The organism is Kitasatospora saccharophila, assembly GCF_039529925.1.
Taxonomy (GTDB): Bacteria; Actinomycetota; Actinomycetes; order Streptomycetales; family Streptomycetaceae; genus Kitasatospora; species Kitasatospora saccharophila.
The window spans coordinates 1-22,927 of the sequence record NZ_BAAANS010000089.1; the positions used below are offsets into that span (position 1 = coordinate 1).

Annotated in this window: 24 protein-coding genes and 1 pseudogene; 8 read left to right on the plus strand and 17 right to left on the minus strand. The window is 72.7% G+C overall.

Going from position 1 to position 22,927, the window contains the following annotated elements; all coding sequences use genetic code 11:
- Positions 1-268, minus strand: a 268-nt coding sequence (locus ABD345_RS36705; protein ID WP_425556943.1) for a hypothetical protein, incomplete at its 3' end; no start/stop codon positions are given.
- A gap of 163 nt (positions 269-431) precedes the next feature.
- Here ABD345_RS36705 and ABD345_RS36710 point away from each other — a divergent pair.
- Genes ABD345_RS36710 through ABD345_RS36720 form a run of 3 tightly spaced genes read left to right on the plus strand, consistent with a single transcriptional unit; the run spans position 432 to position 1,729 of the window.
- Positions 432-1,346 carry a helix-turn-helix domain-containing protein gene (locus ABD345_RS36710; RefSeq protein WP_344558730.1) on the plus strand — a complete coding sequence of 305 codons (915 nt, stop codon included), beginning with the start codon at positions 432-434 and terminating at the stop codon, positions 1,344-1,346.
- A gap of 4 nt (positions 1,347-1,350) precedes the next feature.
- On the plus strand, positions 1,351-1,470 hold the full coding sequence (locus ABD345_RS36715; protein ID WP_344558731.1) for a DUF397 domain-containing protein: 120 nt from the start codon (positions 1,351-1,353) through the stop codon (positions 1,468-1,470).
- 43 nt (positions 1,471-1,513) lie between these two features.
- Positions 1,514-1,729, plus strand: a complete 216-nt coding sequence (locus tag ABD345_RS36720) for a DUF397 domain-containing protein (RefSeq protein WP_344558733.1) — start codon at positions 1,514-1,516, stop codon at positions 1,727-1,729.
- Positions 1,730-1,786: 57 nt separating this feature from the next.
- Here the strand turns inward: ABD345_RS36720 and ABD345_RS36725 are convergent, their stop codons facing one another.
- Positions 1,787-2,524 (minus strand): ATP-grasp domain-containing protein, encoded by a 738-nt coding sequence (locus ABD345_RS36725; protein ID WP_344558759.1) that lies wholly within the window; start codon positions 2,522-2,524, stop codon positions 1,787-1,789.
- Between the two features lie 304 nt (positions 2,525-2,828).
- Here ABD345_RS36725 and ABD345_RS36730 point away from each other — a divergent pair, with 304 nt between their 5' ends.
- Positions 2,829-4,418 carry an alpha/beta hydrolase gene (locus tag ABD345_RS36730; protein ID WP_344558735.1) on the plus strand — a complete coding sequence of 530 codons (1,590 nt, stop codon included), beginning with the start codon at positions 2,829-2,831 and terminating at the stop codon, positions 4,416-4,418.
- 42 nt (positions 4,419-4,460) lie between these two features.
- On the opposite strand, the gene ABD345_RS36735 is transcribed toward ABD345_RS36730, so the two are convergent.
- Positions 4,461-4,742, minus strand: a complete 282-nt coding sequence (locus tag ABD345_RS36735; RefSeq protein ID WP_344558737.1) for a Scr1 family TA system antitoxin-like transcriptional regulator — start codon at positions 4,740-4,742, stop codon at positions 4,461-4,463.
- 37 nt (positions 4,743-4,779) lie between these two features.
- On the opposite strand from ABD345_RS36735, the pseudogene ABD345_RS36740 reads away from it, so the two are divergent.
- Positions 4,780-5,567 (plus strand): annotated as a pseudogene (locus ABD345_RS36740) (Tn3 family transposase); the annotation flags it as partial.
- Between the two features lie 224 nt (positions 5,568-5,791).
- On the opposite strand, the gene ABD345_RS36745 reads toward ABD345_RS36740, so the two are convergent.
- The 3 genes from ABD345_RS36745 to ABD345_RS36755 form a co-directional block, all read right to left on the minus strand.
- Entirely contained in the window at positions 5,792-6,487 is a 696-nt protein-coding gene (locus tag ABD345_RS36745) for an SDR family oxidoreductase (protein ID WP_425556944.1), read from the minus strand.
- A 121-nt stretch (positions 6,488-6,608) separates the two neighbouring features.
- The gene (locus tag ABD345_RS36750; RefSeq protein ID WP_344558739.1) at positions 6,609-7,679 is read right to left on the minus strand and encodes an aldo/keto reductase; all 1,071 of its coding nucleotides are present in this window, start codon (positions 7,677-7,679) and stop codon (positions 6,609-6,611) included.
- 69 nt (positions 7,680-7,748) lie between these two features.
- Entirely contained in the window at positions 7,749-8,474 is a 726-nt protein-coding gene (locus ABD345_RS36755) for an SDR family oxidoreductase (protein WP_344558740.1), read from the minus strand.
- A 138-nt stretch (positions 8,475-8,612) separates the two neighbouring features.
- Between ABD345_RS36755 and ABD345_RS36760 the strand changes: the two genes are divergently transcribed.
- Complete coding sequence (locus ABD345_RS36760) at positions 8,613-9,176, plus strand: TetR/AcrR family transcriptional regulator (RefSeq protein ID WP_344558741.1); 564 nt, start codon at positions 8,613-8,615, stop codon at positions 9,174-9,176.
- On the opposite strand, the gene ABD345_RS36765 is transcribed toward ABD345_RS36760, so the two are convergent.
- The 4 genes from ABD345_RS36765 to proC all read right to left on the minus strand — a co-directional run bounded on the left by ABD345_RS36765 (position 9,173) and on the right by proC (position 12,946).
- Complete coding sequence (locus ABD345_RS36765) at positions 9,173-9,934, minus strand: tyrosine-type recombinase/integrase (RefSeq protein WP_344558761.1); 762 nt, start codon at positions 9,932-9,934, stop codon at positions 9,173-9,175. The two genes, ABD345_RS36760 and ABD345_RS36765, sit on opposite strands and share 4 nt — an antisense overlap.
- A 169-nt stretch (positions 9,935-10,103) precedes the next feature.
- The gene (locus ABD345_RS36775; RefSeq protein ID WP_344558763.1) at positions 10,104-11,315 is read right to left on the minus strand and encodes an MFS transporter; all 1,212 of its coding nucleotides are present in this window, start codon (positions 11,313-11,315) and stop codon (positions 10,104-10,106) included.
- 117 nt (positions 11,316-11,432) lie between these two features.
- Positions 11,433-12,107, minus strand: a complete 675-nt coding sequence (locus tag ABD345_RS36780) for an HAD family hydrolase (RefSeq protein WP_344558742.1) — start codon at positions 12,105-12,107, stop codon at positions 11,433-11,435.
- Between the two features lie 11 nt (positions 12,108-12,118).
- Positions 12,119-12,946, minus strand: coding sequence for a pyrroline-5-carboxylate reductase (gene proC / locus ABD345_RS36785; RefSeq protein ID WP_344558743.1), 828 nt, complete (start codon positions 12,944-12,946; stop codon positions 12,119-12,121).
- 216 nt (positions 12,947-13,162) lie between these two features.
- On the opposite strand from proC, the gene ABD345_RS36790 reads away from it, so the two are divergent.
- Positions 13,163-13,591, plus strand: coding sequence for a hypothetical protein (locus ABD345_RS36790; RefSeq protein WP_344558744.1), 429 nt, complete (start codon positions 13,163-13,165; stop codon positions 13,589-13,591).
- A gap of 105 nt (positions 13,592-13,696) precedes the next feature.
- Positions 13,697-14,893: an SCO2583/SCO2584 N-terminal domain-containing protein gene (locus ABD345_RS36795; protein WP_344558745.1), complete on the plus strand. Its 1,197-nt coding sequence runs from the start codon at positions 13,697-13,699 to the stop codon at positions 14,891-14,893.
- 7 nt (positions 14,894-14,900) lie between these two features.
- Here ABD345_RS36795 and ABD345_RS36800 read toward each other — a convergent pair whose 3' ends face one another.
- From ABD345_RS36800 to ABD345_RS36830, 7 genes are all read right to left on the minus strand, one after another.
- On the minus strand, positions 14,901-15,422 hold the full coding sequence (locus tag ABD345_RS36800; RefSeq protein ID WP_344558747.1) for a hypothetical protein: 522 nt from the start codon (positions 15,420-15,422) through the stop codon (positions 14,901-14,903).
- A 49-nt stretch (positions 15,423-15,471) separates the two neighbouring features.
- A complete protein-coding gene (gene ilvD / locus ABD345_RS36805; RefSeq protein WP_344558749.1) occupies positions 15,472-17,316 on the minus strand; it encodes a dihydroxy-acid dehydratase in 1,845 nt (614 codons plus the stop codon).
- Between the two features lie 115 nt (positions 17,317-17,431).
- Positions 17,432-18,187 carry a class I SAM-dependent methyltransferase gene (locus ABD345_RS36810; protein ID WP_344558751.1) on the minus strand — a complete coding sequence of 252 codons (756 nt, stop codon included), beginning with the start codon at positions 18,185-18,187 and terminating at the stop codon, positions 17,432-17,434.
- Between the two features lie 153 nt (positions 18,188-18,340).
- Entirely contained in the window at positions 18,341-19,144 is an 804-nt protein-coding gene (locus ABD345_RS36815; protein ID WP_344558765.1) for a sugar phosphate isomerase/epimerase family protein, read from the minus strand.
- A 396-nt stretch (positions 19,145-19,540) separates the two neighbouring features.
- Positions 19,541-20,494: a Ppx/GppA family phosphatase gene (locus ABD345_RS36820; protein WP_344558753.1), complete on the minus strand. Its 954-nt coding sequence runs from the start codon at positions 20,492-20,494 to the stop codon at positions 19,541-19,543.
- 49 nt (positions 20,495-20,543) lie between these two features.
- Positions 20,544-21,821, minus strand: coding sequence for an SUKH-4 family immunity protein (locus ABD345_RS36825; protein WP_344558755.1), 1,278 nt, complete (start codon positions 21,819-21,821; stop codon positions 20,544-20,546).
- Positions 21,818-22,927 (minus strand): toxin glutamine deamidase domain-containing protein (locus ABD345_RS36830; RefSeq protein ID WP_344558757.1); only part of this gene is annotated, 1,110 nt, incomplete at its 5' end. The genes ABD345_RS36830 and ABD345_RS36825, both read right to left, overlap by 4 nt.

Genomic DNA, 22,927 nt, shown 5'->3' on the forward strand with positions numbered 1-22,927 from the left:
GGTGCCCTCCGCCGAACTCCCCGCCCCGCACGGCCCGCACGTACGGCGCACCCGTCCAGACCAGCGTCGCCAACTCACTCGCCAAACCCGGCGCCACACCGCCGAGTTGCACCAGGTGCGCCCCCGTGGCCGCCCGCTCCACCCCCAGCGAGGGCAACCTGAGACCCGCCGCGTCCAGCGCCTCCCGGAGCCCGTCGCACACCTTGCGCGCGAAGGCCCGATCCTGCCGCTCCAGCCGGTCAAGCAGGGAGTTGGCCATCGCGGTCACCACCCGTTCCCTCGATCCACGAATGTCACGTTCCGTGCTCCAAGCGTCGCGGAGCGGCGCTACCCTGAACAGGAGAGACGCGTTCCATCCGGGAGCTGGAAGACAGCAGGACCGGGGGTCTGTTGCGTGGAACGCGTGCAACGCGAGGGCAGAGGAAGTGGCCATGGCCTTCCAGAAACGGCGTCCAGATCCGACCCTGAGTGCCCGTCACTTCTACGGGTCCGAGGTCTTACGGCACCGGGAGGAACGCGGGTGGTCCCTGGCCCGCCTGGCCGTCGAGGCGCTGTCCTCCGCCGCCACGCTGTCCCGGGTGGAGAGCGGCGATCACCGCGTTCCGGAGGGCCTGTCCGAGCAGCTGGACCGGGTGTTCGAAACGGGCGGCCACTTCATGCGACTGCTGCCGCTGGCCCGGCGGGAGGACCATCCGGCGAAGTACCAGGAGATCCTGAGCCTGATCGACCAGGCCACGATGGTCGAGTGCTACAGCCCTTCGGTTGACGGCTTGCTGCAGACCGAGGATTACGCCCGGCACGTCCTACGGGCGGGCATGCCCTACGCGGTCGACGATGAGATCCAGAACCGCGTGCGGGCCAGGCTCGGCAGGCAACTCCGCCTTCAGGCAGCAGACTGCCGGTACTGGTTCATCCTGGACGAATCCGCGCTCCGGCGCGCTGTGGGTGGCCGTGAAGTGATGGCCCGCCAGCTACAGGCGATCCTTGACGTAGCGCAGCTGACCAACGTGGTGGTTCAGGTATTGCCCTTCGAAGCCGGGGCCCACTCCGAGTACTCGTCGCTGTTCCTCCTGACGATGGACGACGGCCAGCGTGTTGCATACGAGGAGAGCAGCCGTGCCGGAGTGGTGTTCGACAAATCCCGTGACGTCGTAGACCGGCAGGCACTCTACGATCTGCTCAGGGCTCAGGCATTGTCCCCACAGGCATCCGAGCTGCTGATCAGATCTATCCTGGAAGGACTGACCTCCGATGCCCCACGACGACCCTCAGTCATCTGCGATGGAACGCCGTTGGCGCAAGAGCAGCTACAGCAATGGCGATGGCGGAGCTTGCATCGAGGTTGACGACGTGCACCCGGGCCACGTCCGCGACTCCAAGGACCCGCACGGCCCGCACCTGGAGTTCACCCCCACCGCCTGGGCCGCCTTCGTCACCGCCACCACGAACGGCGAGTTCGGCACCATCTGAGCCACCCTCACCCGACCAGAACCACGCTGGAAGGACCGGCCCGATGCCTCACGACAACCTCAAGCAGACTCCCGAACGCCACTGGCGCAAGAGCAGCTACAGCAACTCCGACGGTGGCGTGTGCATCGAGGTTGACGACGCGCACCCGGGCCACGTCCGCGACTCCAAGGACCCGCACGGCCCCCGCCTGGAGTTCACCCCCACCGCCTGGGCGACCTTCGTCACCGCCACCACCACCGGCGAGTTCGGCACCGTCTGAGCCCGTCCCGCCCGAGGGAGTCAGAAATTCCTGGCCTCCCCTCGGGCCGGCCACCGGTCACTCCCGTTCGAAAGCCAGGTCGCGCGGCCGCAGGCACTCTCGTGGGCCGGCCGCCCGCAGCACCACGTCCAGCACCCGGGCCGGGTCGGCGGCGTACGCGTGGGAGAACCAGGCCATGTTGGCCTCCACCACGGCCCAGCGGTGGCCGGGGCGGTACGGGTCGAGCAGTTGGCCGACGTCCACGACGACGGCGCTGGGCAGGGTGGGTCCGGCCGAGGTGAGCAGCCGGTCGGTGAACTCGGTGATCTCCGCCGCGATCGTCCGGCCGGGGCGGTCCGGGCCGAGCGGGGCGGGGTCGAGCCGGCCGAACACCGCGTAGCGGCTCGCGGTGGCGATCCGGCCGTCCAGCAGGAAGAGCCGGTACTCGGCGGCGAAGGTGACCACCTCGGAGAGCAGCACGGGTGTGGCCGGGTCCAGGGTGCCGGGGAGCCGGGAGCCGTCGGTGTGGACCTCGGCGGGGAAGGTCTTGTCGCGGGGCGGCTTGACGAACGTCGGCCGGTCGATCGCCCACGCGTCCGCGATGGTGCCCGCCCGGACCTGACGTCCGGTGAACTCCTCCGGGAGCTCGGCGAGCCAGTCGTCGGTCGGTTCCAGCAGCGCGAACCCCAGCCGGGGCGCCAGCCGCGCGCCCGCGAGCGGGCCGCCGTACCAGTGCGCCGGACCGGTCAGGCCGGGTTCCTCCGCCGCCCGGACCGGCATGCCCCGGCCGGCAGCCGCCACGGCCAGCAGCTCCATGGTCGACGTCCGCCGCTCCGGCATGACCAGCACCGCGATCCCCTCCTCCGTCCGCAGGGGCCTCACGCTAGCCCCGCCGCCCCCACTGCCGCAGCCGAGAATCACCGCCCCCGGGCGCACCTGAGAGGCGGCGCCCGAGTCGCACCCCGGGCGCCCCGACTCCCGGCCGGACGGGCCGCGTTCCGCTCCCGCCATCCCCCGTGCGAGCGACCCGAGTTGTCCTCCCAGCGGTGACGCGCGGCACTGCCCCCCGCTTGTTGACTCGTGTTGTCACCCAGCAGGCCGAGCAGTCAAGGACAGTGCCATGGACAACGCCCAACACCCCACCGCCCACCGCTTCTTCGCCCGGACCCGCAGCACCACCCGCAGCACCACCCGGCGGCTCGCCACCGCACTCGTCGCCACCGCCCTGGCCGGCGGCGCGCTGACCGCGTGCACCGGCGACGACGACGCGGCGCCGAAGGGCCCGCAGATCGCCTGGGGCGCCTGCCCGGCCGAAGTCGCCCAACAGGCCGGCGGCCTCGACCTGAGCTGCGGCACCCTGGAAGTCCCGCTGGACTACCGGCACCCGGACGGCCCGAAGATCACGGTGGCCGTCTCCCGGCTGGCCGCCACCGACCGGACGCAGCGGCACGGCGTCCTGCTGCTCAACCCCGGCGGCCCGGCACTGGGCGGGCTCGCCATGCCCGCGACCATGGCGGCGACCCTGCCCGCGTCGGTGCGCGCCGACTACGACCTGATCGGCTTCGACCCGCGCGGCGTCGGCCACAGCACCCCGCAGAGCTGCGGACTGCCCAGCCCGTCCGTCCCGGCGATCTTCCCCTACCCGGCCGCCGACGGCTCCATCGACCGGAACACCGCCCAGGCCAAGTCCTACGCCCAGAAGTGCGCCGACACCCTCGGCGAGTCCCTGACCCACTTCACCACCGCGAACACCGCCCGCGACCTGGACCGCGTCCGCGCGGCCCTCGGCGAGCAGAAGATCTCCTACTGGGGCCAGTCCTACGGCACCTACCTCGGCGCCGTCTACCGCTCCCTCTTCCAGGACCGCACCGACCGGATGGTCCTCGAAGGCAACGTCGACCCCACGAAGGTCTGGGCCGACACGGTGGCCGGCAGCTGGGGACAGGGCATGGCCGAGCGCTTCCCCGACGCCGCCCGCGTCGCCGCCGCGCAGCACGACACCCTCGGACTCGGCGCCACCCCCGCCGAAGTCACCCGCACCTACCTCGCCCTGGCGGCCCGGCTCGACCGCACGCCCGCCACCATCCCCGGCACGCCGACGCCACTGGACGGGGCCCTGCTGCGCAACGTCACGTACGCGACCCTCCTGCACAACGAGACCCTGCCGGTGGCCGCCCAGTTCTGGCGGGCCGCCGCCGACCTCGCCGACGGCCGGCCCACCGACGCCGACACCGCGGTCCTCAAGCAGGTACTGGCCGACGAACCCGCGGTCGAAGGCGTCCCCGCCGACAACCAGGCCACCATGTTCATGGCCATCACCTGCGGCGACGCCCAGTGGCCGCAGGACGTGGCCGGGTACGCGAAGCGCACCGCCGCCGACCGCGCGCAGTGGCCGCTGACCGCGGGCATGCCCGCCGACATCTGGCCCTGCGCCTTCTGGGCCGAGCCCGCCGAGCCCCCCGTCGCCATGACCCCCGGCCCCCGCAACACCCTGATCCTGCAGAACCACCGCGACAACGCCACCCCCTGGTCCGGCGCCCTCGGCATGCACGAGGCCCTCGGCACCGGCTCCGCCCTCGTCGGCGTCGACAACGGCGGCCACTACGTCTACGGCACCGGCTCCACCTGCGCCGACCAGGCCACCACCACCTTCCTCACCACCGGCCGCCTCCCCGCCCAGGACACCACCGAATGCACCGACGTCCACTGACCCCGCCCCACCGGGGGCATCGAGGACGACGGCGCGCAGCCGTCAGCCGAGGAAGCCGATCGCCTTGGAGATCAGGGCCCGTGCCTCCGCGCCGTACACCGCACGGTCCTTGAACCGGTCGAACGCCTGGACGTAGAGGCCGACTTCGCCGGGAGCGGTGACCGTCACCTGGGCGGACAGGAGTTCCACTCCGGCCTCCCGGTCGTCGAAGACGTTGAAGGTCTCCACCGGCCACATGGTGCGCGACGCGGTGAACGGAATCACCCCGAGCGAGACGGCAGGCAGCGCCATGGCCGTCCGCAGGTACGCCAACTGTTCCGCCATCGTTGCGACGCCGCCGAGGCGGTAGTACAGGACCGCCTCCTCCGACAGCCGCGAGTTCGGCGCCTGGTCCTCGAACCTGATGACCGAGTGGCACCAGCGCTACCGCGGTCCCGGGGTGATGATCTACTGGCACGTCGAGCGGAAGTCGGCCTGCATCTACTCCCAGCCAAAGAGCTGTTCGGCCTCGGAAGTCGCCTCGATGATCGAGGGCGTGCTGCGGCACTGCACCGACATGGAGGTCGACCGGCAGTACACCGACACCCACGGCGCCCCCATCGTCGGCTTCGCCTTCGCTCACCTGCTCGACTTCAAGCTGATGCCGAGGCTGAAGAACATCGGCTCCGCGAAGCTGTACCGGCCGGCCGCCGGGCAGGACGAGAAGTGGCCGAACCTCGCACCGGTGCTGTCCACCAAGACGATCAACTGGGAACTGATCGCCCAGCAGTACGACCAGATCGTGATGTACACCACCGCCCTGCGCCTGGGCACCGCCGAAGCCGAGCAGGTCTTGCGCCGCTTCACCCGCGGCGGCCCCAAGCACCCCACCTACCAGGCCATCGAAGAACTCGGCGGGCCGTGCGGACCGCGTTCGTCTGCGACTACCTCGCCGACATCGAAATGCGCCAGGAGTTCCACGAGGGGCTCCAGGTCGTGGAGAACTGGAACTCCGCGAACAAGGACCTTTTCTACGGCAAGGACGGCGACCTGGCCGACGCGGACAAGGAGTCCCAGGGGGTCAGCATGCTCGCGCTGCACCTGCTCCAGTCCGCTCTGGTCCACGTCAACACGCTGCTGCCGCAGCAGGTCCTCGCCGAACCGAAGTGGGCCGACACCCTCACTGACGCGGAATGGCCCACGAACAGCATCTGGTCTCCAGCACCCTCGCCGCCGAACTCGATGGCCGCCCACGCAAAACGCTCGGCTGGGAAACCCCAGCCGAGCGCCTGCATGAACTGCTCGCGGCCTGATCGACACGACCAGGTGTTGCAGCGCCCCCTGAAACCGCCGTGGTGGCGGGCCTTACGCCTGCGGCGGGACGGCGGACGAGCTCAGAGCTGGGTTTCGCCGCCGTCCACGGCCAGCTCGATGCCGGTGGTGTATGTGGCGTCGAAGGCGAGGAATGCGGCCGCCTTGGCGAACTCTTCGACGGTGCCGTAGCGCTTCATGGGGTTGCTCGCGGTCCGCTCCGCCCTGAACCGGTCGGCGGCCTCCTTGGACAGGTTCATCGTCTCCAGGATCCCCGAGTCGATGGGGCCCGGGCTGATCGCGTTGACACGGATTCCGCGCGGAAGCAGCTCGCGGGAGAAGGTGCGGGCCATGGAGCGCAGCGCCGCCTTGCCGGCCGCGTAGACGCTGGTGTCCGCCATGCCGATGACGTTCGCGATCGAGGTGGTGAGGACGATGCCGGCGTTCGCGCTCAGCAGGGGGGCGAGCTTCTGCACAGTGAAGAAGGCGCCCTTGACGTTGATCGCGAACAGTTCGTCGTACGCCTCCTCGGTCGTCGACCCGAGGGGCGTGAGGGGTGAGATGCCCGCGTTGACGAAGAGAGCCTCGATCGAGCCGAGCTCGCTCTTCACCCGGCCGGCGAGCATATCGAGGTCGGACAGTGAGGCCACATCGGCCCGGACGGCCACGGCATTCGCGCCGAGCCGTTCGCGCGCCGCGTCGAGCTTGGCCTGAGAACGGCCGGTGATCACCACCCGGGCTCCGCCCTGCACCAGCAGCTCCGCTACGGCGAGCCCCATGCCGCTGCCGCCACCCGTGATCACCACATTCTTGTCGCTAGTACTTACCCATGCCAAGGTTGCTCCGTTCCATCATCAAAAACGTGGTGGTATGTCTGAATGTTGCCGTTCATGGGGCGCATCAGCGGCGGGTCTCGATCTCCATGTCACCCGAGGTGACCGTGCGGATGTGGTCGCTGGCGAGCAGGCCGTGCGGATTGCCGAGGTCGATGGCGCTGACCTCGTCGAGGCGGGCCAGCTGGGAAGGAGTGAGGTCGACCTGCAGGGCACCCAGGTTGTCCTCCAGCTGTGCGAGAGTGCGGGCGCCGATGATCGGTGCCGTCACGCCCGGGGCGTTCAGGGTCCAGGCCAGGGCGACCTGGGCGGGTGTGCGGCCCACCTCCGTGGCCACCGTCTTCACCACGTCGGCGATGGCGAGGGTGCGTTCGGTGACCATGCCCAGGGCGGCGTTGAGACTCCGGCGGCTGCCGGCGGTCTCGCCGGCGACGGGGCCCACCGGATTCAGGTCCTGGCGGCCGTACTTGCCCGTGAGCACCCCGCCGCCCAACGGGGAGAAGGGGACCACGCCCAGTCCCATCTCGCGTGCCATGGGGATCAGGTCACGCTCCCCGGTACGCTCGATCAGGCTGTGCTCGATCTCCAGCGCGACCAGCGGCGACCAGCCGCGCAGGTCGGCGATCGTCTGCATGCGCGACACCTGCCAGGCCGGGGCGCTGGAGATCGCCAGGTACAGAACCTTGCCCTGCCTCACCAGGTCGTCCAGGCCCCGCAGGATCTCCTCCACCGGCGTCCGGAAGTCCCACACGTTCAGGTAGAGCAGATCGATGTAGTCGGTGTTCAGCTGCCGCAGACTGGCTTCGACCGACGCCAGCATGCTCTTGCGGTGCGTACCCCCGGAGTTGGGGTCACCGGGCTGACGCAGCGTCGAGTACTTCGTGGCCAGCACCATCTTGTCGCGGTTGGTGTGGGCGAATTCGCCGAGCAGTCGCTCGGAGCTGCCGTTGGTGTAGGTGCTGGCGGTGTCGAAGAAGTTGCCGCCGAGCTCGGTGTAGCGGTCGAAGAGCTTGCGCGCCTCGTCGCGCTCGGCGCCCCAGCCCCACTCGGTGCCGAAGGTCGCCGTGCCCAGCGCCAGCGGCGAGACCCGGAGTCCGGAACGGCCCAGCAGCCGATACGTGTCGAGAGTGAGTGCCATCGTGTTCTCCCGTGAGGTGCGGTTCGTGGTGTTCGAGAGGTGGGGATCGGTGGTCGGCTCGCCCGGGTTTCAGGCGCCGAGCCCGTAGCCGCCGGCAACGGTGACGTCCTGGCCGGTGATGTAGGCGGCGGCGTCCGAGGCGAGGAAGGCGACCGCTTCCGCGACCTCCTGGCTGGATCCGAAGCGCTCGAAGGGGATCTTCGAGCGCATGGCGTCCCGGCCGCCCTCGGGCACGCCCAGCTTGTTGAGCAGCGGGGTGTCGGTCACTCCCGGGCTCACGGCGTTGACGCGAATCCTGCGCGGGGCCAGTTCGAGCGCGAGCGAGGGCAGCATGGCCAGCAGCGCGCCGCGTGTCGCCGCCCCCACCGTGGCGCCGGGGGTGCCGCGACGGGATCCGATGCCGACGGTCAGCACGATCGAGCCGCCGTCGTTCATGAGGGGAAGGGCCTTTTGGAGGGTGAAGTACTGGCCCTTGAAGTTGAGGTCGGCGTGCTCGTCGAACGATTCCTCCGTCACCTCGGCAACCGGTGCCGGACGGAAGATCCCGGCGTTGAGGAAGAGCAGGTCAAGCGATCCGAACCGCGCCGACACCGCCGACATCAGGGCGTCGGTGTCGGAGAGCACGCGCCCGTCGGATCGGACGACGAGCACGTCGCCGGGGAGCTCGGACTGCGCCCGCGCGAGGGACTCGGGATTCTGCCCGGTGACCGCGACCTGGTAGCCACGGGCGTACAGCAGCTCGGCCGTCGCTCTGCCGATCCCGGTCGTCCCCCCGGTGATGAGAGCTGTAGGCATGGCAAACCTTTCGTCGCTGATGCGATGGATGAGACCACCCGTAATCGGGGACCTCCCCGTTTGTCTCAGCGTACACTGAACCGGGGACATCCCCGAATCGTTCCCGAGCCTCATCCGCCACTCACGATCGCGAAGGTCATGACACCTCCACGCAGCACCCTGCGCGCCGACGCCCAGCGCAACCGCGAGCAGCTCATCGCCACGGCCGCCGAAGCCTTCGCATCCGGACGCGGGATCTCGCTGGACGCGATCGCCAAACGCGCGGGAGTTGGCAACGCCACCCTGTACCGGCACTTCCCCACTCGTGAGGATCTGGTCGAAGAGGTCTACCGGGACCAGATCCGCCCTCTGCGCGAGGATGCGCGCACCCTGCTGGCCACCGAGCCGCCCGCTCAGGCCCTCCACGCGTGGATGCTCCGATTCGCCGACTGGGCCGGTGAACGACGCGGCATCTGCGAGGCCCTGGTCGCCATGAGCGCTTCCGGCCGCTTCGGCACCGGCCCCGTCTGCGACGAAGTCCAGCAGATCTTGGCGATGGTGCTCGAGGCCGGCGCCACGGCAGGAGAACTGCGCAGCGACATCGACCCGGTCGAGGTAGGCGGCATCCTCGCCGGTTTGCTCTCCGTGGCCGGCGCACCCGAGCAGCGTCCGCAGCTGAGCCGCATGCTGGACGTCGTCGTCGACGGACTCAGGCCCCGCTAAACGATCGCCAGCGGTTCGGCGAGGCGTCGTCCTATGCCGGACGGCATGGCTGCGGCCGCGGCGGTCGTGGCGCCCCAGACCTTGGTGAGGACCGTCGGGATAGCGGCGGGGTCGCGTTCGGCGACGTGTCGGGCGACTGCGTCGACGCCGGGGCGGGCGTAGCGTTCCAGGGAGCGGACGGATGCGTGGCGGGAGCGGGCCAGCAGCATCGGGGTGGAGGTCCCGCCCTCAGCGTCGTGTGTCAGGGCACTGTGGCGTAGCCGGTGGAGCGTCCAGCCGTTCCGGTCCTCGGCGTCCTCGGGCGAGGCGAGAGGGTTGGCCGGTGGTCGGGTGTTCTCCTCGAAGATTTCTTCGGCCCGGCGATAGGAGAGCCGGGCCCGGCCGGTCTCGGAGCACACGTCCAGCGTGGGTGTTCCGGCCGGGGCCTTGCGGTCGGTGAGGAACAGCGGGCCGCGGGTGCGACGGGCGATCAGTCGGGGCAGGAGCTGGGCGGTGCCGGACTGCCAGTGAATCCACTCGATCGCCCCGCCCTTGGCGGTGATCCTTCCGCGCTTGTCCTGCGGATATAGGTCCTCCACGTTCAGGCACAGCACCTCATCGGCGCGGGCCGCCGACTCGTAGAGCATTTTCCAGAACGTCTTCTCCCATAGCGAGACGTCCAGCCGCCACAGGGCGGCGATCTGTTCCTCAGCAAGGGCCTTGGTGCGGTCGGGCGGTGCCGGCCATCGCTCGATGCCGATCGTGGGGTCGGATTCGATCCATCCCTAGCGCTGCCACCCCGGCTGTGGGACGAGTTCGAGCGGGCCCTCGCCTGGTGGCACGACGCGGGCCGGCCCGGGGTCGAGCGGTTCGGGCTGACCGTCACCCCGGACGGCCGGCGCGCCTGGCTGGACGAACCCGCCCGACTGATCTGACCGTTCGGGCCGTTCAGGCCGGGCTCTTCGCCAGGTCGGCCGGTTCGGCCGGGGCCGGGGCGAAGTGCGGGGCGAGCGGGAGGACGGCCAGGACGAGGAGCATGGGGGCGCAGAAGGCCCAGCGGTAGTTGGAGAGTTCGGCGAGGGCCCCGACCAGGGGGGAGCCGATCAGGAAGCCGACGTAGTTGAAGAGGTTGAGGCGGGCGACGGCGGCGTCGCTGGCGTGCGGGAAGAGCCGGCCGCCGGCGGCGAAGACCTGCGGGATGATCGCGCAGATGCCGAAGCCGAGGACGGTGAAGCCGAGGATGCCGCCCCAGGGGCCGGGGGCGAGGACGGCGATCAGGAAGCCCGCGGCGGCGACGGCGGTGCCGGTGCGGACCACCGGGAGGACGGTGAAGCGCTGGACGGCGCGGTCGCCGACGGCGCGGCCGAGCAGCATGGCGACCATGTAGCCGAGGTAGGAGAACTTGGCGAGGTCCTCGGGGCTGTCCAGGCCGTCGGTGAGGTACTTGACGCTGTAGTTGGAGACCGAGGCGTCGGCGATGTAGGCGAAGGCCATCACGGCGCAGAGCGGGAGCAGCGGCTTCCAGGGGATGCGGCGGGCGGCCAGTTCGGCGGCCTCCCGGACGGCGTCGCCCAGTTCGGCGGGGCCGGCGAACCAGCGTCCGGCGACGATCGCGGCGGGGACGAGGACGATCGCGGCGCCGCCGAAGAGCAGCGGCAGCCCGGTGTCCCAGTGGGCGCCGATCGCGGCGATCGCGGCGCCGACGATGCCGCCGAGGCTGAACGCGGCGTGGAAGCCGATCATGATGCTGCGGCCGTAGCGGTGCTGGAGGCCGACGCCGAGCATGTTCATCGAGGCGTCCAGGGCGCCGACCAGCAGGCCGAACAGGCCGAGGGCGACGGCGAGTTGCCAGAGCTGGGAACCGAGGCCGGTGAGCGCCAGGGTGAGGCAGAGGGCGGGTTGGACGACCCGCAGGACGCCGCGCGCGGTGGTGCGCTTGACCAGCGTCTCGGAGGTGATGGAGCCGACGCCGGCCAGGATCGGGACGGCGGCGAGGAAGAGCGGGAGCAGGCCGTCGCTGAGGCCGTAACGTTTCTGCAGATCGGTGATGCAGGTGACCAGCAGGGCGAAGGTGGTGCCCTGCAGGAAGAAGGAGACGGCCAGCGCGGCCCGGGCCTGCCGGAGCCGGGGGGTGGGTTCGGCCGGGGCCGTGACCTGCATCGGGACCTCGCTCACCACCGACGCTACCGGCCGGTACGCAACTGTTGGGCAGAGCGTAGGCGGTCGGCGGCGCCGGCGGGAGGGGGTCGGGGGGACCAGTTCGGAGACGCGCGGGGATCAGTTCGGCAGCAGGCCGATCGCCCCGTCCAGGGTACTGAGCAGGCCGGTCGCCCCCGCCGAGGTGAGCTTGGCCGGTTCGGTGAGCGCCGCGTAGCCGTAGACGTCCATCCCGGCGGCCCGGGCGGCCAGCACGCCGTTGCGGCTGTCCTCCAGGACCAGGCAGCGGGCCGGGTCGACGCCCATGGTGCGGGCGGCGTGCAGGAACAGGTCGGGGGCGGGCTTGCCGACGCCGACGTCCTGGGCGGAGAACAGCAGCTCGTCCGTGAAGTACCCGGACAGGCCGGTGAGGCGGTGCGCGGTGCGGATCCAGGAGTGGTGGGCGGAGGAGGCGACGCAGTAGCGGACGCCGTGCTCCTGGAGGTGGGTGAGCAGCTTCTCCGCCCCGGCCACCGGACGCAGCTCGTCCTCGAAGGCGGCGAACACCCGCTCGTGGAACAGGTCGTCGAAGCCCGCCGGGAGCACCGCCCCGTACCGCTCGGCGATCACGTCGTGCACGGTGTGCGCGGCGGTGCCCATGAAGTCCCGGTAGGAGTCCTCGACGGTGGTGGGGTAGCCGAGCTCGGTCAGGTACTCGGCGAGCACCCGGTTGGAGATCGGCTCGCTGTCCACCAGCACGCCGTCGTTGTCCAGGATCAGCAGGTCGTAGCCGTCGCGGCCGATGTCGTCACTCACGTCGACCGAGCCTACTTGCCGCCGCCCGCCAGCTCCCGGGAGCGGTCCCGGGCGGCCTCCAGCGCGCCGAGCAGCGCGGCCCGGACGCCGTGGTTCTCCAGCTCGCGGATGGCGGCGATGGTGGTGCCGGCCGGGGAGGTGACGGCCTCGCGCAGCTTGACGGGGTGCTCGCCGGAGTCGCGCAGCATCACCGAGGCGCCGATCGCGGACTGCACGATCAGCTCGTGCGCGACCTGGCGGGGCAGGCCGAGCAGGATGCCCGCGTCGATCATCGCCTCGACCAGGAAGTAGAAGTAGGCGGGACCGGAGCCGGACAGCGCGGTGGCGGCGTCCTGCTGGCTCTCCGGGACGCGCAGCGCCTTGCCGACCGAGCGGAAGATCGCCTCGGTGCGGGCCAGGTGCGCCTCGGTGGCGTGCGAGCCGCCGGAGATCACGCTCATGCCCTCGTCGACCAGGACGGGGGTGTTGGGCATCACCCGGACCACGGGGGTGCCGGGGGCGAGGCGCTCCTCGAACCAGGCGGTGGGGATGCCCGCGGCGGCCGAGACCACCAGCTTGTCGGCGGCCACGTGCTCGGCCAGCTCGTCCAGCAGGGTGCCCATGTCCTGCGGCTTGACCGCGAGGATCAGGGTGTCGGCGAGCTTGGCGGCCTCCGCGTTGGTGACGGTGGTAACGCCGTAGCGGTCGGCGAGTTCGGTGGCGCGCTCGGCACGGCGGGCGGTGACCAGCACGTCGGCGGGCGAGGTGCCGGCCCGCAGCAGACCGGAGAGCAGGGCCTCGCCGATCTTGCCCGTCCCGAGGAAGGCGATCTTCTGGCCGGCGGTGCTGCGGTCGCTCATGGTGCGTGCCTCCGTACGGTGCGGTTCCTGGCCGCCATCTTGCACCGGGACGCCGCCGCCCCGGCAGAGGTGTCCACCCTGCGGGCGCGGGGCGGCACCGAACCGCGCGGCGCCGCACCGGCCCCCGCCGCCGCCCCCGTAGGGGGAATCTCAGGGGCCGGGGCTATGGCTTCCGGGCCCCGGCGGGGGCACCGTGGAGGCATGGGACACGGAGAGTTGTCAGGACGTGAGAACCGCCAGGTCGCCGTCGCCGCCGCGACGCTCGGGCCGTGGAAGACGGCGGCGGCGGTGGGCACGGTGGTCGGCGGGGCCGCGCTCGCGGTGGACGTGGTCACCCTGCACTGGTCGCTGGACATCCTGGCCGGGCCGGTGAGCTGGGGGCTGTTCTTCTTCTTCCTGGTCGGCACGGTGGGCGGCCGGCTGCGCGGCGGCGGTGACCGGCGGCTGCGCCGCTGGGCGGACGCGCACCCGTGGCAGTCCGTGCTCCCGGCCTCCGGGGCGCTGCTGGTGCTGAACACGCTCGCGCTGTGGCTGCTGGGCGACTACGGCCTGTTCGGGGCGCTGTTCACCTCGCTGCTGCCGGCCGGCGCGCTGCTCGCGGTGGCGGGCGTGGTGGGGGCGGTGAAGGCGGCCCGCAAGGACTGACGGCCCGCGCGGCCCGCAGGAGCTGACGGCCCGCGGGAGCTGACGGCACGTCGTGTTTCCCCCTCGTTGTCGGGGGTGTCGGCGGTGGTCGGCATACTTCCGGCCGTGCCGACGACAGATGAGCCGGGGCCCGACAACGGCGGCCCCGGCAGAACCGACGACCCCTTCGAGGGGCTGGTGCTGGACGAGGAGTTCGTCCGGTCCGCGAAGAACAGGGAGGCGTCCGGGCGTGCCCGGATGCTGGCCGAGCGGTGGAAGAAGGACCCGCCGCCGGCGAACGAGCCGTGGCGGCCGACCACGGAGGTCCGGTCGAAGGACCGCCCGACCGGGCCGGCGCGCCCGCACCCGGTGCGCAACGCGCTGCTGCTGCTCGGGGTGGTGGTGGCCGTGCTGGTCGGACTGGCCGTCACCGACCTCGGCCGCTCGAAGGCGCCGGAGTCCTCCGCGCTGCCCACCGTGGGCGCGGAGACCGCCCCGCCGAGCAGCGCCCCGCCGTCCGTGGACCCGGACGTGCCGACCCCGGAGCGCCCCTGGGCGGGTTCGCCCGCCGCGACCTGGCCGAACGGCACGGCCGGCATCGGCGGGCCCGACGGCACACCCGCCACCGGCGTGTTCAGCGCGGAGCAGGTGGCCGCGGACGTGGCCGCGGTGCGGCAGCTGCTGGTGGCGAGCAACCTGGACCCGCAGGTGCTGTCCGGCGGGGACGTCCAGCACGTCATCGACCTGATGGACGGCCCGGACGCCGACCGGCTGCGCGAGGCGCTGGCCCACCCCGACGCCGAGCACGACCCGGTCGACTGGGTGAGCCGCTTCGACCCGGCCCGGGCGCTGCCGATCACCGACCAGGTGAAGGTGCAGGGCCGGATCTCCGTCGAGGGCGACGGCGCGCGGGGCCTGCTGGTGCACGCCGACGTCACGTTCGTGTACGCGGTGCGCCCCGGCCCGGACGCCGGGAAGCCGGAGCCCGACGGTCTCGGCGCCGGCGCGCGGTCGGCCTCCTGGACGCAGCTGGACCGCAGCCGGATGGTGGAGCGGGAGATCGTCCGCCGGGAGATGACCTTCCGGTTCTACGACCCGGAGCACTACGACGTGACGCCGGGCAAGCCGCGGCTGGGCGAGTTCCGCAGCGAGTTCGACAACAACTGGTGCGAGCGGGGCTCCGGCTACCTGCAGCCGGGGTTCGTGTCCCTGCGGACGGGCGCGGGCGGTGCGTCGCCGACCGGCCCGACCACCGACCCGTACGACCGCACCGAGCCGCTGCCGGAGGACGACGGGGGCTGCCGCCGGATCACCCGCAGCTGACGGCCGGTCAGGACCGCCGCCGGCCTCCCCTGCGGGCCTCGCGCTCCGCCCGGGAGGCCCGGCGGCGGTGCCAGACGGCGGTCTCCTGGTCGTACGCGGCGCGCTTGAGGCCCTCGCCGGGGGCCTCGACCAGGCTGCGGGCGAAGTAGGCGGCCAGGGCGCCGGTGCAGCCGACCAGCCAGACGCCGGCCAGTTGCTTCTCCTCGGCCATCCAGCCGGTCAGCGCGTCCTTGCCCTCGGTGAGGATCTTCCAGTTCCGCAGGCCGGCCAGCGCGCTGCAGAGGCCGACGGCGAGCGACAGCAGCATCGTGAGCGGGCCCGCCTCGGACATCCGGACGCCGGAGACGCCCAGCCGCAGCAGGAGCGCCCCGGCGGCGGTGGCCGCGAGGGCGCCGGTCGAGACCGCGGCGCGGCGCAGCCAGTAGCCGGTGCCGCGCTGGACCCAGGTGGTGCCGAACCAGCGGATCGGCGGGGGAACGGGGGCCCCGTCCGCAGTGGTCGTCGCGCTCGTCGTACTCGTCGTACTCACGGTCCGATTATCACCACGAACGGGGGCCTTCCCCCGGGTGCCACGCGCCTCAGCCGAGCTTGGAGACGTCCCGGACGGCGCCCTTGTCGGCGGAGGTGGCCATCGCCGCGTACGCCCGGAGCGCGGCCGAGACCTGGCGGTCGCGGTTCTTCGGGCGGTAGCCGCCCTCGGACTCCAGCTTGAGCCGGCGCTCGTGCAGCTCCTCGAAGGAGACGTCCAGGTTGATGGTGCGGGCCGGGATGTCGATGGTGATCGAGTCGCCGTCCTCGACCAGCGCGATGGCGCCGCCGGAGGCCGCCTCCGGGGAGACGTGCCCGATCGAGAGGCCCGAGGTGCCGCCGGAGAAGCGGCCGTCGGTGATCAGCGCGCACGCCTTGCCCAGGCCGCGGCCCTTCAGGAAGGAGGTCGGGTAGAGCATCTCCTGCATGCCCGGGCCGCCCTTGGGGCCCTCGTAGCGGATGACCACCACGTCGCCCTCGGTGATCTCCTTGCGGAGGATCTTGTCGACCGCCTCGTCCTGGGACTCGCAGACCACGGCCTTGCCCTGGAAGCGCCAGATCGACTCGTCCACGCCCGCGGTCTTCACCACGCAGCCGTCCTCGGCGATGTTGCCGTACAGCACGGCGAGGCCGCCCTCGACCGAGTAGGCGTGCTCGACGCTGCGGATGCAGCCCCCGGCGGCGTCGGTGTCCAGGGTGTCCCAGCGCTCGGACTGGCTGAACGCCTCGGCGGAGCGGACGCAGCCGGGGGCCGCGTACCAGAGGTCGACGGCCTCCTCGGAGGCCGAGCCGCCGCGCACGTCCCAGGTCTTCATCCACTCGGCGAGCGAGTCGGAGTGCACGGTGTGCACGTCCTCGTGCAGCAGGCCGCCGCGGTACAGCTCGCCCAGGATGGCGGGGATGCCGCCGGCCCGGTGCACGTCCTCCATGTAGTACGAGCCGTTCGGGGCCACCTTGGACAGGCACGGCACCTTGCGGGAGATGCTGTCGATCACCCGCATGTCGAAGTCGACCTCGGCCTCCTGGGCGGCGGCCAGCAGGTGCAGGATCGTGTTGGTGGAGCCGCCCATCGCGATGTCCAGCGCCATCGCGTTCTCGAACGCGGCCCGGGTGGCGATGTTGCGCGGCAGCACCGAGTCGTCGTCGCCGCCGTAGTAGCGGTTGGTGATGTCGACCACGGTGCGGCCGGCCTGCTCGTACAGGGCGCGGCGGCCGGTGTGGGTGGCCAGCAGCGAGCCGTTGCCGGGCAGCGAGAGGCCGATCGCCTCGGTCAGGCAGTTCATCGAGTTGGCGGTGAACATGCCGGAGCAGGAACCGCAGGTCGGACAGGCGTTCTCCTCGATGATCGAGATGTCCGCGTCGGAGACGTTCTCGTTCACCGCCTGGGAGATCGCGTCGACCAGGTCCAGCTTGCGGACGGTGCCGTCGACCAGGGTGGCCTTGCCGGCCTCCATCGGGCCGCCGGAGACGAAGACCGTCGGGATGTTCAGGCGCAGCGCGGCCATCAGCATGCCGGGGGTGATCTTGTCGCAGTTGGAGATGCAGATCAGCGCGTCGGCGCAGTGCGCGTTGACCATGTACTCGACCGAGTCGGCGATCAGGTCGCGCGAGGGCAGCGAGTACAGCATGCCGTCGTGGCCCATCGCGATGCCGTCGTCGACCGCGATGGTGTTGAACTCGCGCGGGATGCCGCCCGCCTGCTTGATCGCCTCGGAGACGATCCGGCCGACCGGCTGCAGGTGGGTGTGGCCCGGGACGAACTCGGTGAAGGAGTTGGCGACCGCGATGATCGGCTTGCCGAAGTCCTCGCGGGCTACGCCCGCGGCGCGCAGAAGGGCGCGCGCGCCCGCCATGTTGCGACCCTGGGTGACCGTGTTGGACCTCAGCTGGGGCATCGTTGCCGCTCCTTCAGGAGACTCTCGGGGGTTGTCGAGCCTACGCCCGCCCCGGCCGCCCCGGACCCGGTGTCCGCGATGCGGTCAGTGCGGGCGCCCCCGGCGGACGCCCCGGCTACGGCTTCGGCGCGACGAACAGGTCCAGCAGGTACGGCTCGACCACCTGCCCGTCCGGGAACTCGGCGAGCAGCGCCGCCCGCTCCGCGGCCAGCACCGGGGCCCGCTGCTCCGGCTCCAGCACCGCGAAGTACGAGCGGGAGGTCAGGTCGTCGATCGCCCGGTCCACCGGGATCCGCCGCTCCCAGCGCAACCGCGCGGTGCGCACCTCCAGGCCCGCCTCCGTCAGGTCCCGGTGCCGGACGTTCACCCCGCCGTAGTAGTGGTAGGTCGGCAGGGCCGCGATCATCCGCTCCTGCTGCGCGGCCAGCCACGGCACCTCGTAGTGCTTCACGTTCCACCACACCGCGAGCGCCCCGCCCGGGCGCAGCACCCGCAGCGCCTCCGGGATCGACCGGCCCGGCTCCGTCCAGTGGAACGCCTGGGCGTACGTCACGAAGTCCACCGAGGCGTCGTGGAACGGCAGTTCGTCGCCGCTCGCCTTCACCACCGGCACCTCGGGGCTGACCTCGCGGAGCACCGCGGCCATCCCCCCGCTCGGCTCCACCGCGACCACCCGGGCGCCGCGCCCGGCCAGCAGCCGGGTCGCGATGCCGGTGCCCGCGCCCACGTCCAGCACGTCGGCGCCGGCCAGCGGGCGGCCGGAGAGCCGCTCCAGCTCGTCGAACAGCGCGTCCGGGTAGGACGGCCGGGCCGCCTGGTACTGCGCGGCCACCGGACCGAAGGAGGCGGCGTGCGCCTTCACGTCGTCCATGTCGTTCCCCTCTCCCGGGTCGTCCCCGGCTGCGCGAGCGGAGCACCGGGTCGTAGCCGCCCGGGCTCTCGTCGATCATGCCGACGACCCTAGGCCCAAAGGACGCTCCGTGCACGAGCCTTGTGGATCGACGGTGGGTCAATCGACGGTGGGTCAGGAGTCCGGCCGGGCCGTCGCCAGGTGCAGCCTGGTGAACGCCAGCGCCTCCGCCAGGTCCGCCTCCCGCTCCGCCGGGCCGCCCGACTTGCGGGTGTTCACCTCCAGCACCACGTGCCCGTCGAAGCCCGTCCGGGCCAGCCGCTCCAGCAGCTCCGCGCACGGCTGCTTGCCGCGCCCCGGGATCAGGTGCTCGTCCTTCCCCGACCCCGACCCGTCCGCCAGGTGCACGTGCGCCAGCCGGTCGCCCATCCGGTCCACCAGCTCGAACGCGTCCGTCCTGGACGTCGCCGCGTGCGACAGGTCCACGGTGAAGTGCCGGTACGCCTCGTCCGTGACGTCCCAGCCCGGCGCGTACGCCAGCACCTCGCGGTCCCGGTAGCGCCACGGGTACATGTTCTCCACCGCGAACCGGACGTCCGTCTCCCCCGCCATCCGGTCGATCCCCGCCACGAACTCCCGCGCGTACTGCCGCTGCCACCGGAACGGCGGGTGCACCACCACGGTGTCCGCCCCCAACCGCTCCGCCGCCCGCCGGGCCCGCACCAGCTTCGTCCACGGATCCGTGCTCCACACCCGCTGCGTGATCAGCAGGCACGGCGCGTGCACCGCGAGGATCGGCACCCCGTGCCGGTCCGAGAGCCGCCGCAACGCCTCCACGTCCTGGCTCACCGGATCGTTCCAGACCATCACCTCGACGCCGTCGTACCCCAGCCGCGCCGCCAGCTCGAACGCCGTCTCCGTCGTCGACGGGTACACCGACGCCGTCGACAGCGCCACCTTCGTGTCCGGCACGTGCAACGCCGGATGCGGCGCCGGCAGCACCGGCCGCTCCAGCTTCCGCCGCGCCGTCCTGGCGGCCCGCGCCGCCTTCAACGGCAGGGGGCCGCGCCTCGACCGCCGCTCCTCCGCCGAATCCGCCACGCCAACCAGACTAGGTCACGCTCCGCGAAACCAGGGGCGCGGGGAAACCTGCCGCGGCCAACCGAAGCGAACCCAGGGGCGCGAGGAAACCTGCTGCGGCCAGCCGAAGCGAACCCAGGGGCGCGAGGAACTGCGCGGCCGACCGAGCACGCACAGCCAGATCGCGAAGCAGGACGAGAGCTTGCACTATTTCGCGATCTCGCTGGCGTGCTTTTCCCGCTGCGCGCAGTTCCCCGCGCCCCCGGCTTCGCCCCCGTGAGCGCGCCGCAGGCGTTACGCCTCGATCGCGACGCGCTTCTCGTGCCCGTCCAGCGAGTCCAGCCGCCGCAGGATGATCCCCTCGCGCAGGGCCCACGGGCAGATGTCGAGCTCCTCCAGGCCGAAGAGGTCCATCGCCGCGTCGGCGACCAGCGCGCCGGCGAGCAGTTGGCGGGCCCGGCCGGGCGAGACGCCGGGGATCCGGGCCCGCTCGGCGGGGGTCATCGCGGCGAGCCGGGGCAGCCACGCGGACAGGCCGGCCCGGCTGAGCCTGCGGGGGACGCGGGCGCCCGCGCTCTCGGGGGCGGCGCCGGTCATCCGGGCGAGCTGCTTGAAGGTCTTGGAGGTGGCGACGGCGTGGTCGGGCGGTCCGAGCCGGGTGAAGTCGCCGACCGTCCCGGCGATCTCGGCGCGGATGTGGCGCCGCAGTTCGCGCAGGTCGCCGGGGTCGGCGACCTCGCCGGGCAGCCGGGGGGTGAGGCGGCCGGCGCCGAGCGGCAGGGAGGCGGCCACGGCGGGCTGTTCGTCGATGCCGCAGGCGACCTCCAGCGAGCCGCCGCCGATGTCGAGGTTGAGCAGTCGGCCGGAGGACCAGCCGAACCAGCGGCGGACGGCGAGGAAGGTGAGCCGGGCCTCGTCCTGCCCGGACAGCACGGTGAGCGCGACGCCGGTCTCGTCCTCGACCCGGCGCAGCACCTCCTCGCCGTTGGCGGCCTCCCGGACGGCGGAGGTGGCGAACGGCAGCAGGTCGACGACGCCCTTGTCCTCGGCGACCCGCAGCGAGGAGGCGACCATCGAGACCAGGCGGTCGACGCCGACCTCGCTGATCGCCCCGTCCTCCTCCAGCAGCTCGGCGAGGCGCAGTTCGGCCTTGTGGGAGTAAGCGGGCAGCGGGGCCGCACCGGGGTGGGCGTCCACCACGAGGAAGTGGACGGTGTTGGAGCCTACGTCGAGCACACCGAGTCGCATGACCGTCCAACCTAGCCCAACCCGGTGACCGGCAGGGATACGAACGGCGTCAGAGCATTCCGTCCCAGAGCTGTTCGACGATGACCGCCCACCAGTTCTCCGGGTCGCGCAGCGCGGTCCGGTCGAGTCCGGCCAGCGCCCACTGGAGTTCGGCGACGGCGGGGCCGGCCTGCTCGGGCGGGAGGTCGAGCAGGGCCGGGCGGCGTTCGGCGAGCAGGGCCAGCGAGCGGGTGAAGGCGGTGAGGTCGGCGTTGCAGTAGCGGGCCTCGCAGGTGTCGGGGTCGACGGCGCGGACCCTGCCCTGGGCGGTGTCGACGGTGATCAGCGCCCAGCCGTCGGTGCCGATCAGGCGCTGGCCGAGCAGCGCGGCCCGGGCGGCGGCGGTGGCCCGGCGGCCGCGGCCGAGCGCGGCGAGGTGCTCGGCGAGGTCGGGCAGCGGCGGGGCGGCCTGTTCGGCGATGCCGTCGGCCTCGGGCAGGTGCAGGGCGAAGAAGCCGGGGACCTCGCGCGGCAGGCCGGTGCGCCGCAGCGGGCGGGCGACGGCCTCGGGCAGGTCGGCGGCGAGCGTCTCGGCCTGTTCGAAGCGGCGGACGCCGTCCTCGCCGAACAGCGCGGCCAGCCGCCTGCCGAGGCCCGTCTCGTCCTCGGGCTGGGCGGGCGGCACGGCGGCCGGGAACGGCACCCGGTTGTGGCCGCTGCGGGTGCGGGCCACCAGGGCCCGCACGGCGGCCGCCCGGTGGTCGTGCCGGGGCCCGTACGGCTGCTCGAACTCCAGCCGTACGCCGGGGAGTTGCTCGGCGACGGCCTGCTCGGAGTAGCTGCCGGGCAGCATCGACAGCCGCAGGTCGGTGCGCAGCGCGACCAGCCGGTCGGCCGGGACGCCCTGCTCGGCGAGCTGCTGCCGGGCCCGCAGCGCGGGGTGCGGGCGGCCGTGCGCGGAGTGGACGGTGAGGGACTGCGGCTGGTCCTTGTCGTCCCGGTAGCTGAGGGTGGCCCGGGTGCCGGGGCCGGTGACCGGCGGCCGGGACGGGTCGTGGCTGCCCGCGCCGAGCCGGTCCCGGTGCAGCTGCTCGACCACCGGCACCGGGACGGACGGGTAGACGACGAGTTCGCCGGTGGCCCGGTCGACCACGGCGCAGGCCGCGCCGATCTCCTCGGGGGCCCGGCGGGCGCCGCTGAGCGGGTCGGTGAGGAGCGGCGCGGGTTCCGGCCAGAGCACCCAGCCGAGGTCGAACTCGTGGCACCTGACAGGCCGCGCCCCCTCCTGCGGGAGGTCGCCGTTGACCCAGCGGTGGGCGGTGGCGAGGGCCTGCTCGCGGGTGATCATCGGCTGGTGCTCCCGGTGGCGGTGCGGTGGATGGTGAGCCGGGATCGCGGCGGGGCGGGCTCGGTGGCGGGCTCGGGGCGGTCGGCGTCCGGGCCGCCCGCGCCGACCAGCACCGGCTCGGGCTCGGGCTCGGGCGCCGCCTCGGGCGCGGGGGTGTGCTCCGGGACGGCGACGGTGGCCGGCAGCGGCGCGGCCAGGTCGATCGGCCGGTCGGCGGCGTCGACCGCGATCGCCCACAGGCCGTGGTCGGCCGGGTAGAGCGGAGTGGGCGCGGCGTAGCCGGTCTGGTGGTCCAGGTAGCTGAGCACGCCCTTGTGGTTGACCGCGTTCCAGGTGTGCGAGCGGCCGAACGCGTCGACGGTGAGCAGCACCGCGCGGGTGCCGGTGCCGTGGGCGAGCAGGGCCTGGCCGAGCCTGCCGTGGGCGTCGGCGCCGTCGCCGAGGTCGAGGAAGCGGGTGCCGAGTTCGAGTTCGGCGCGGTCGCGGCCGCCGCGCTCGCCGGCCGGGCCGTCCGGCAGCCGGGGCGCGGCGCAGGTCGGCGCCCCGCCGAGGGTGTCCACGGCGGACAGCGACACGTCCACGCAGTTGTTGGCGCGCCCGCTCTCGGCGGGGCCGCCGCCGTTGAGCACCTCGATCCACTCGCCGACCATCGGGTCCGGCGCGGGCACCGGGGTGCGGCGCACCGCCTCGGCCTGGTGCGCCGGGTCGACCGGGCCGAGCCCGCCGGGCAGGCCGTACGGGCGGCTGTCGGCGAGGACCCGCTCGCGCTCGCCGGCCGGCAGCGGGCCGACCGCGCCGCCACCGCGGCGGCCGTTGGCGATCACCAGCCAGGCCGCGGACGCCTGCCCGGGGTTCACCGGCAGGCCCTGCTCGTCGGTGCCGGACTGCCGCCGGACGTCGCCCAGCGGCTCGTAGCCGCGCACCGGGCCGCCGGGCGCCTGCTGGCCGATCCCGCCGCCGCCGATCGGCACCACCGGGCCGGTGGCCACCGGGCGGCCGCCCGCCGGGCGCTGGCCGCCGCCGACCAGCGCGGCCGCGCCGACGGCGGCACCGGCCGCACCGGGAGCGCCCACGGCGCCGCCCACCGGGCCCGCTACCGGACCGGT

Excerpts from the sequence above, each read along its gene's own strand:
- proC (WP_344558743.1), bottom strand. The coding sequence starts at position 12,946 with ATGAGCGACCGCAGCACCGCCGGCCAGAAGATCGCCTTCCTCGGGACG.
- ilvD (WP_344558749.1), bottom strand. The coding sequence starts at position 17,316 with ATGCCCCAGCTGAGGTCCAACACGGTCACCCAGGGTCGCAACATGGCG.
- ABD345_RS36820 (WP_344558753.1), bottom strand. The coding sequence starts at position 20,494 with ATGCGACTCGGTGTGCTCGACGTAGGCTCCAACACCGTCCACTTCCTC.
- ABD345_RS36810 (WP_344558751.1), bottom strand. The coding sequence starts at position 18,187 with ATGGACGACGTGAAGGCGCACGCCGCCTCCTTCGGTCCGGTGGCCGCG.
- ABD345_RS36775 (WP_344558763.1), bottom strand. The coding sequence starts at position 11,315 with ATGCAGGTCACGGCCCCGGCCGAACCCACCCCCCGGCTCCGGCAGGCC.
- ABD345_RS36760 (WP_344558741.1), top strand. The coding sequence starts at position 8,613 with ATGACACCTCCACGCAGCACCCTGCGCGCCGACGCCCAGCGCAACCGC.
- ABD345_RS36730 (WP_344558735.1), top strand. The coding sequence starts at position 2,829 with ATGGACAACGCCCAACACCCCACCGCCCACCGCTTCTTCGCCCGGACC.
- ABD345_RS36720 (WP_344558733.1), top strand. The coding sequence starts at position 1,514 with ATGCCTCACGACAACCTCAAGCAGACTCCCGAACGCCACTGGCGCAAG.
- ABD345_RS36750 (WP_344558739.1), bottom strand. The coding sequence starts at position 7,679 with ATGGCACTCACTCTCGACACGTATCGGCTGCTGGGCCGTTCCGGACTC.
- ABD345_RS36735 (WP_344558737.1), bottom strand. The coding sequence starts at position 4,742 with ATGGCGGAACAGTTGGCGTACCTGCGGACGGCCATGGCGCTGCCTGCC.
- ABD345_RS36710 (WP_344558730.1), top strand. The coding sequence starts at position 432 with ATGGCCTTCCAGAAACGGCGTCCAGATCCGACCCTGAGTGCCCGTCAC.
- ABD345_RS36725 (WP_344558759.1), bottom strand. The coding sequence starts at position 2,524 with ATGGAGCTGCTGGCCGTGGCGGCTGCCGGCCGGGGCATGCCGGTCCGG.
- ABD345_RS36825 (WP_344558755.1), bottom strand. The coding sequence starts at position 21,821 with ATGATCACCCGCGAGCAGGCCCTCGCCACCGCCCACCGCTGGGTCAAC.
- ABD345_RS36755 (WP_344558740.1), bottom strand. The coding sequence starts at position 8,474 with ATGCCTACAGCTCTCATCACCGGGGGGACGACCGGGATCGGCAGAGCG.
- ABD345_RS36745 (WP_425556944.1), bottom strand. The coding sequence starts at position 6,487 with ATGGGGCTCGCCGTAGCGGAGCTGCTGGTGCAGGGCGGAGCCCGGGTG.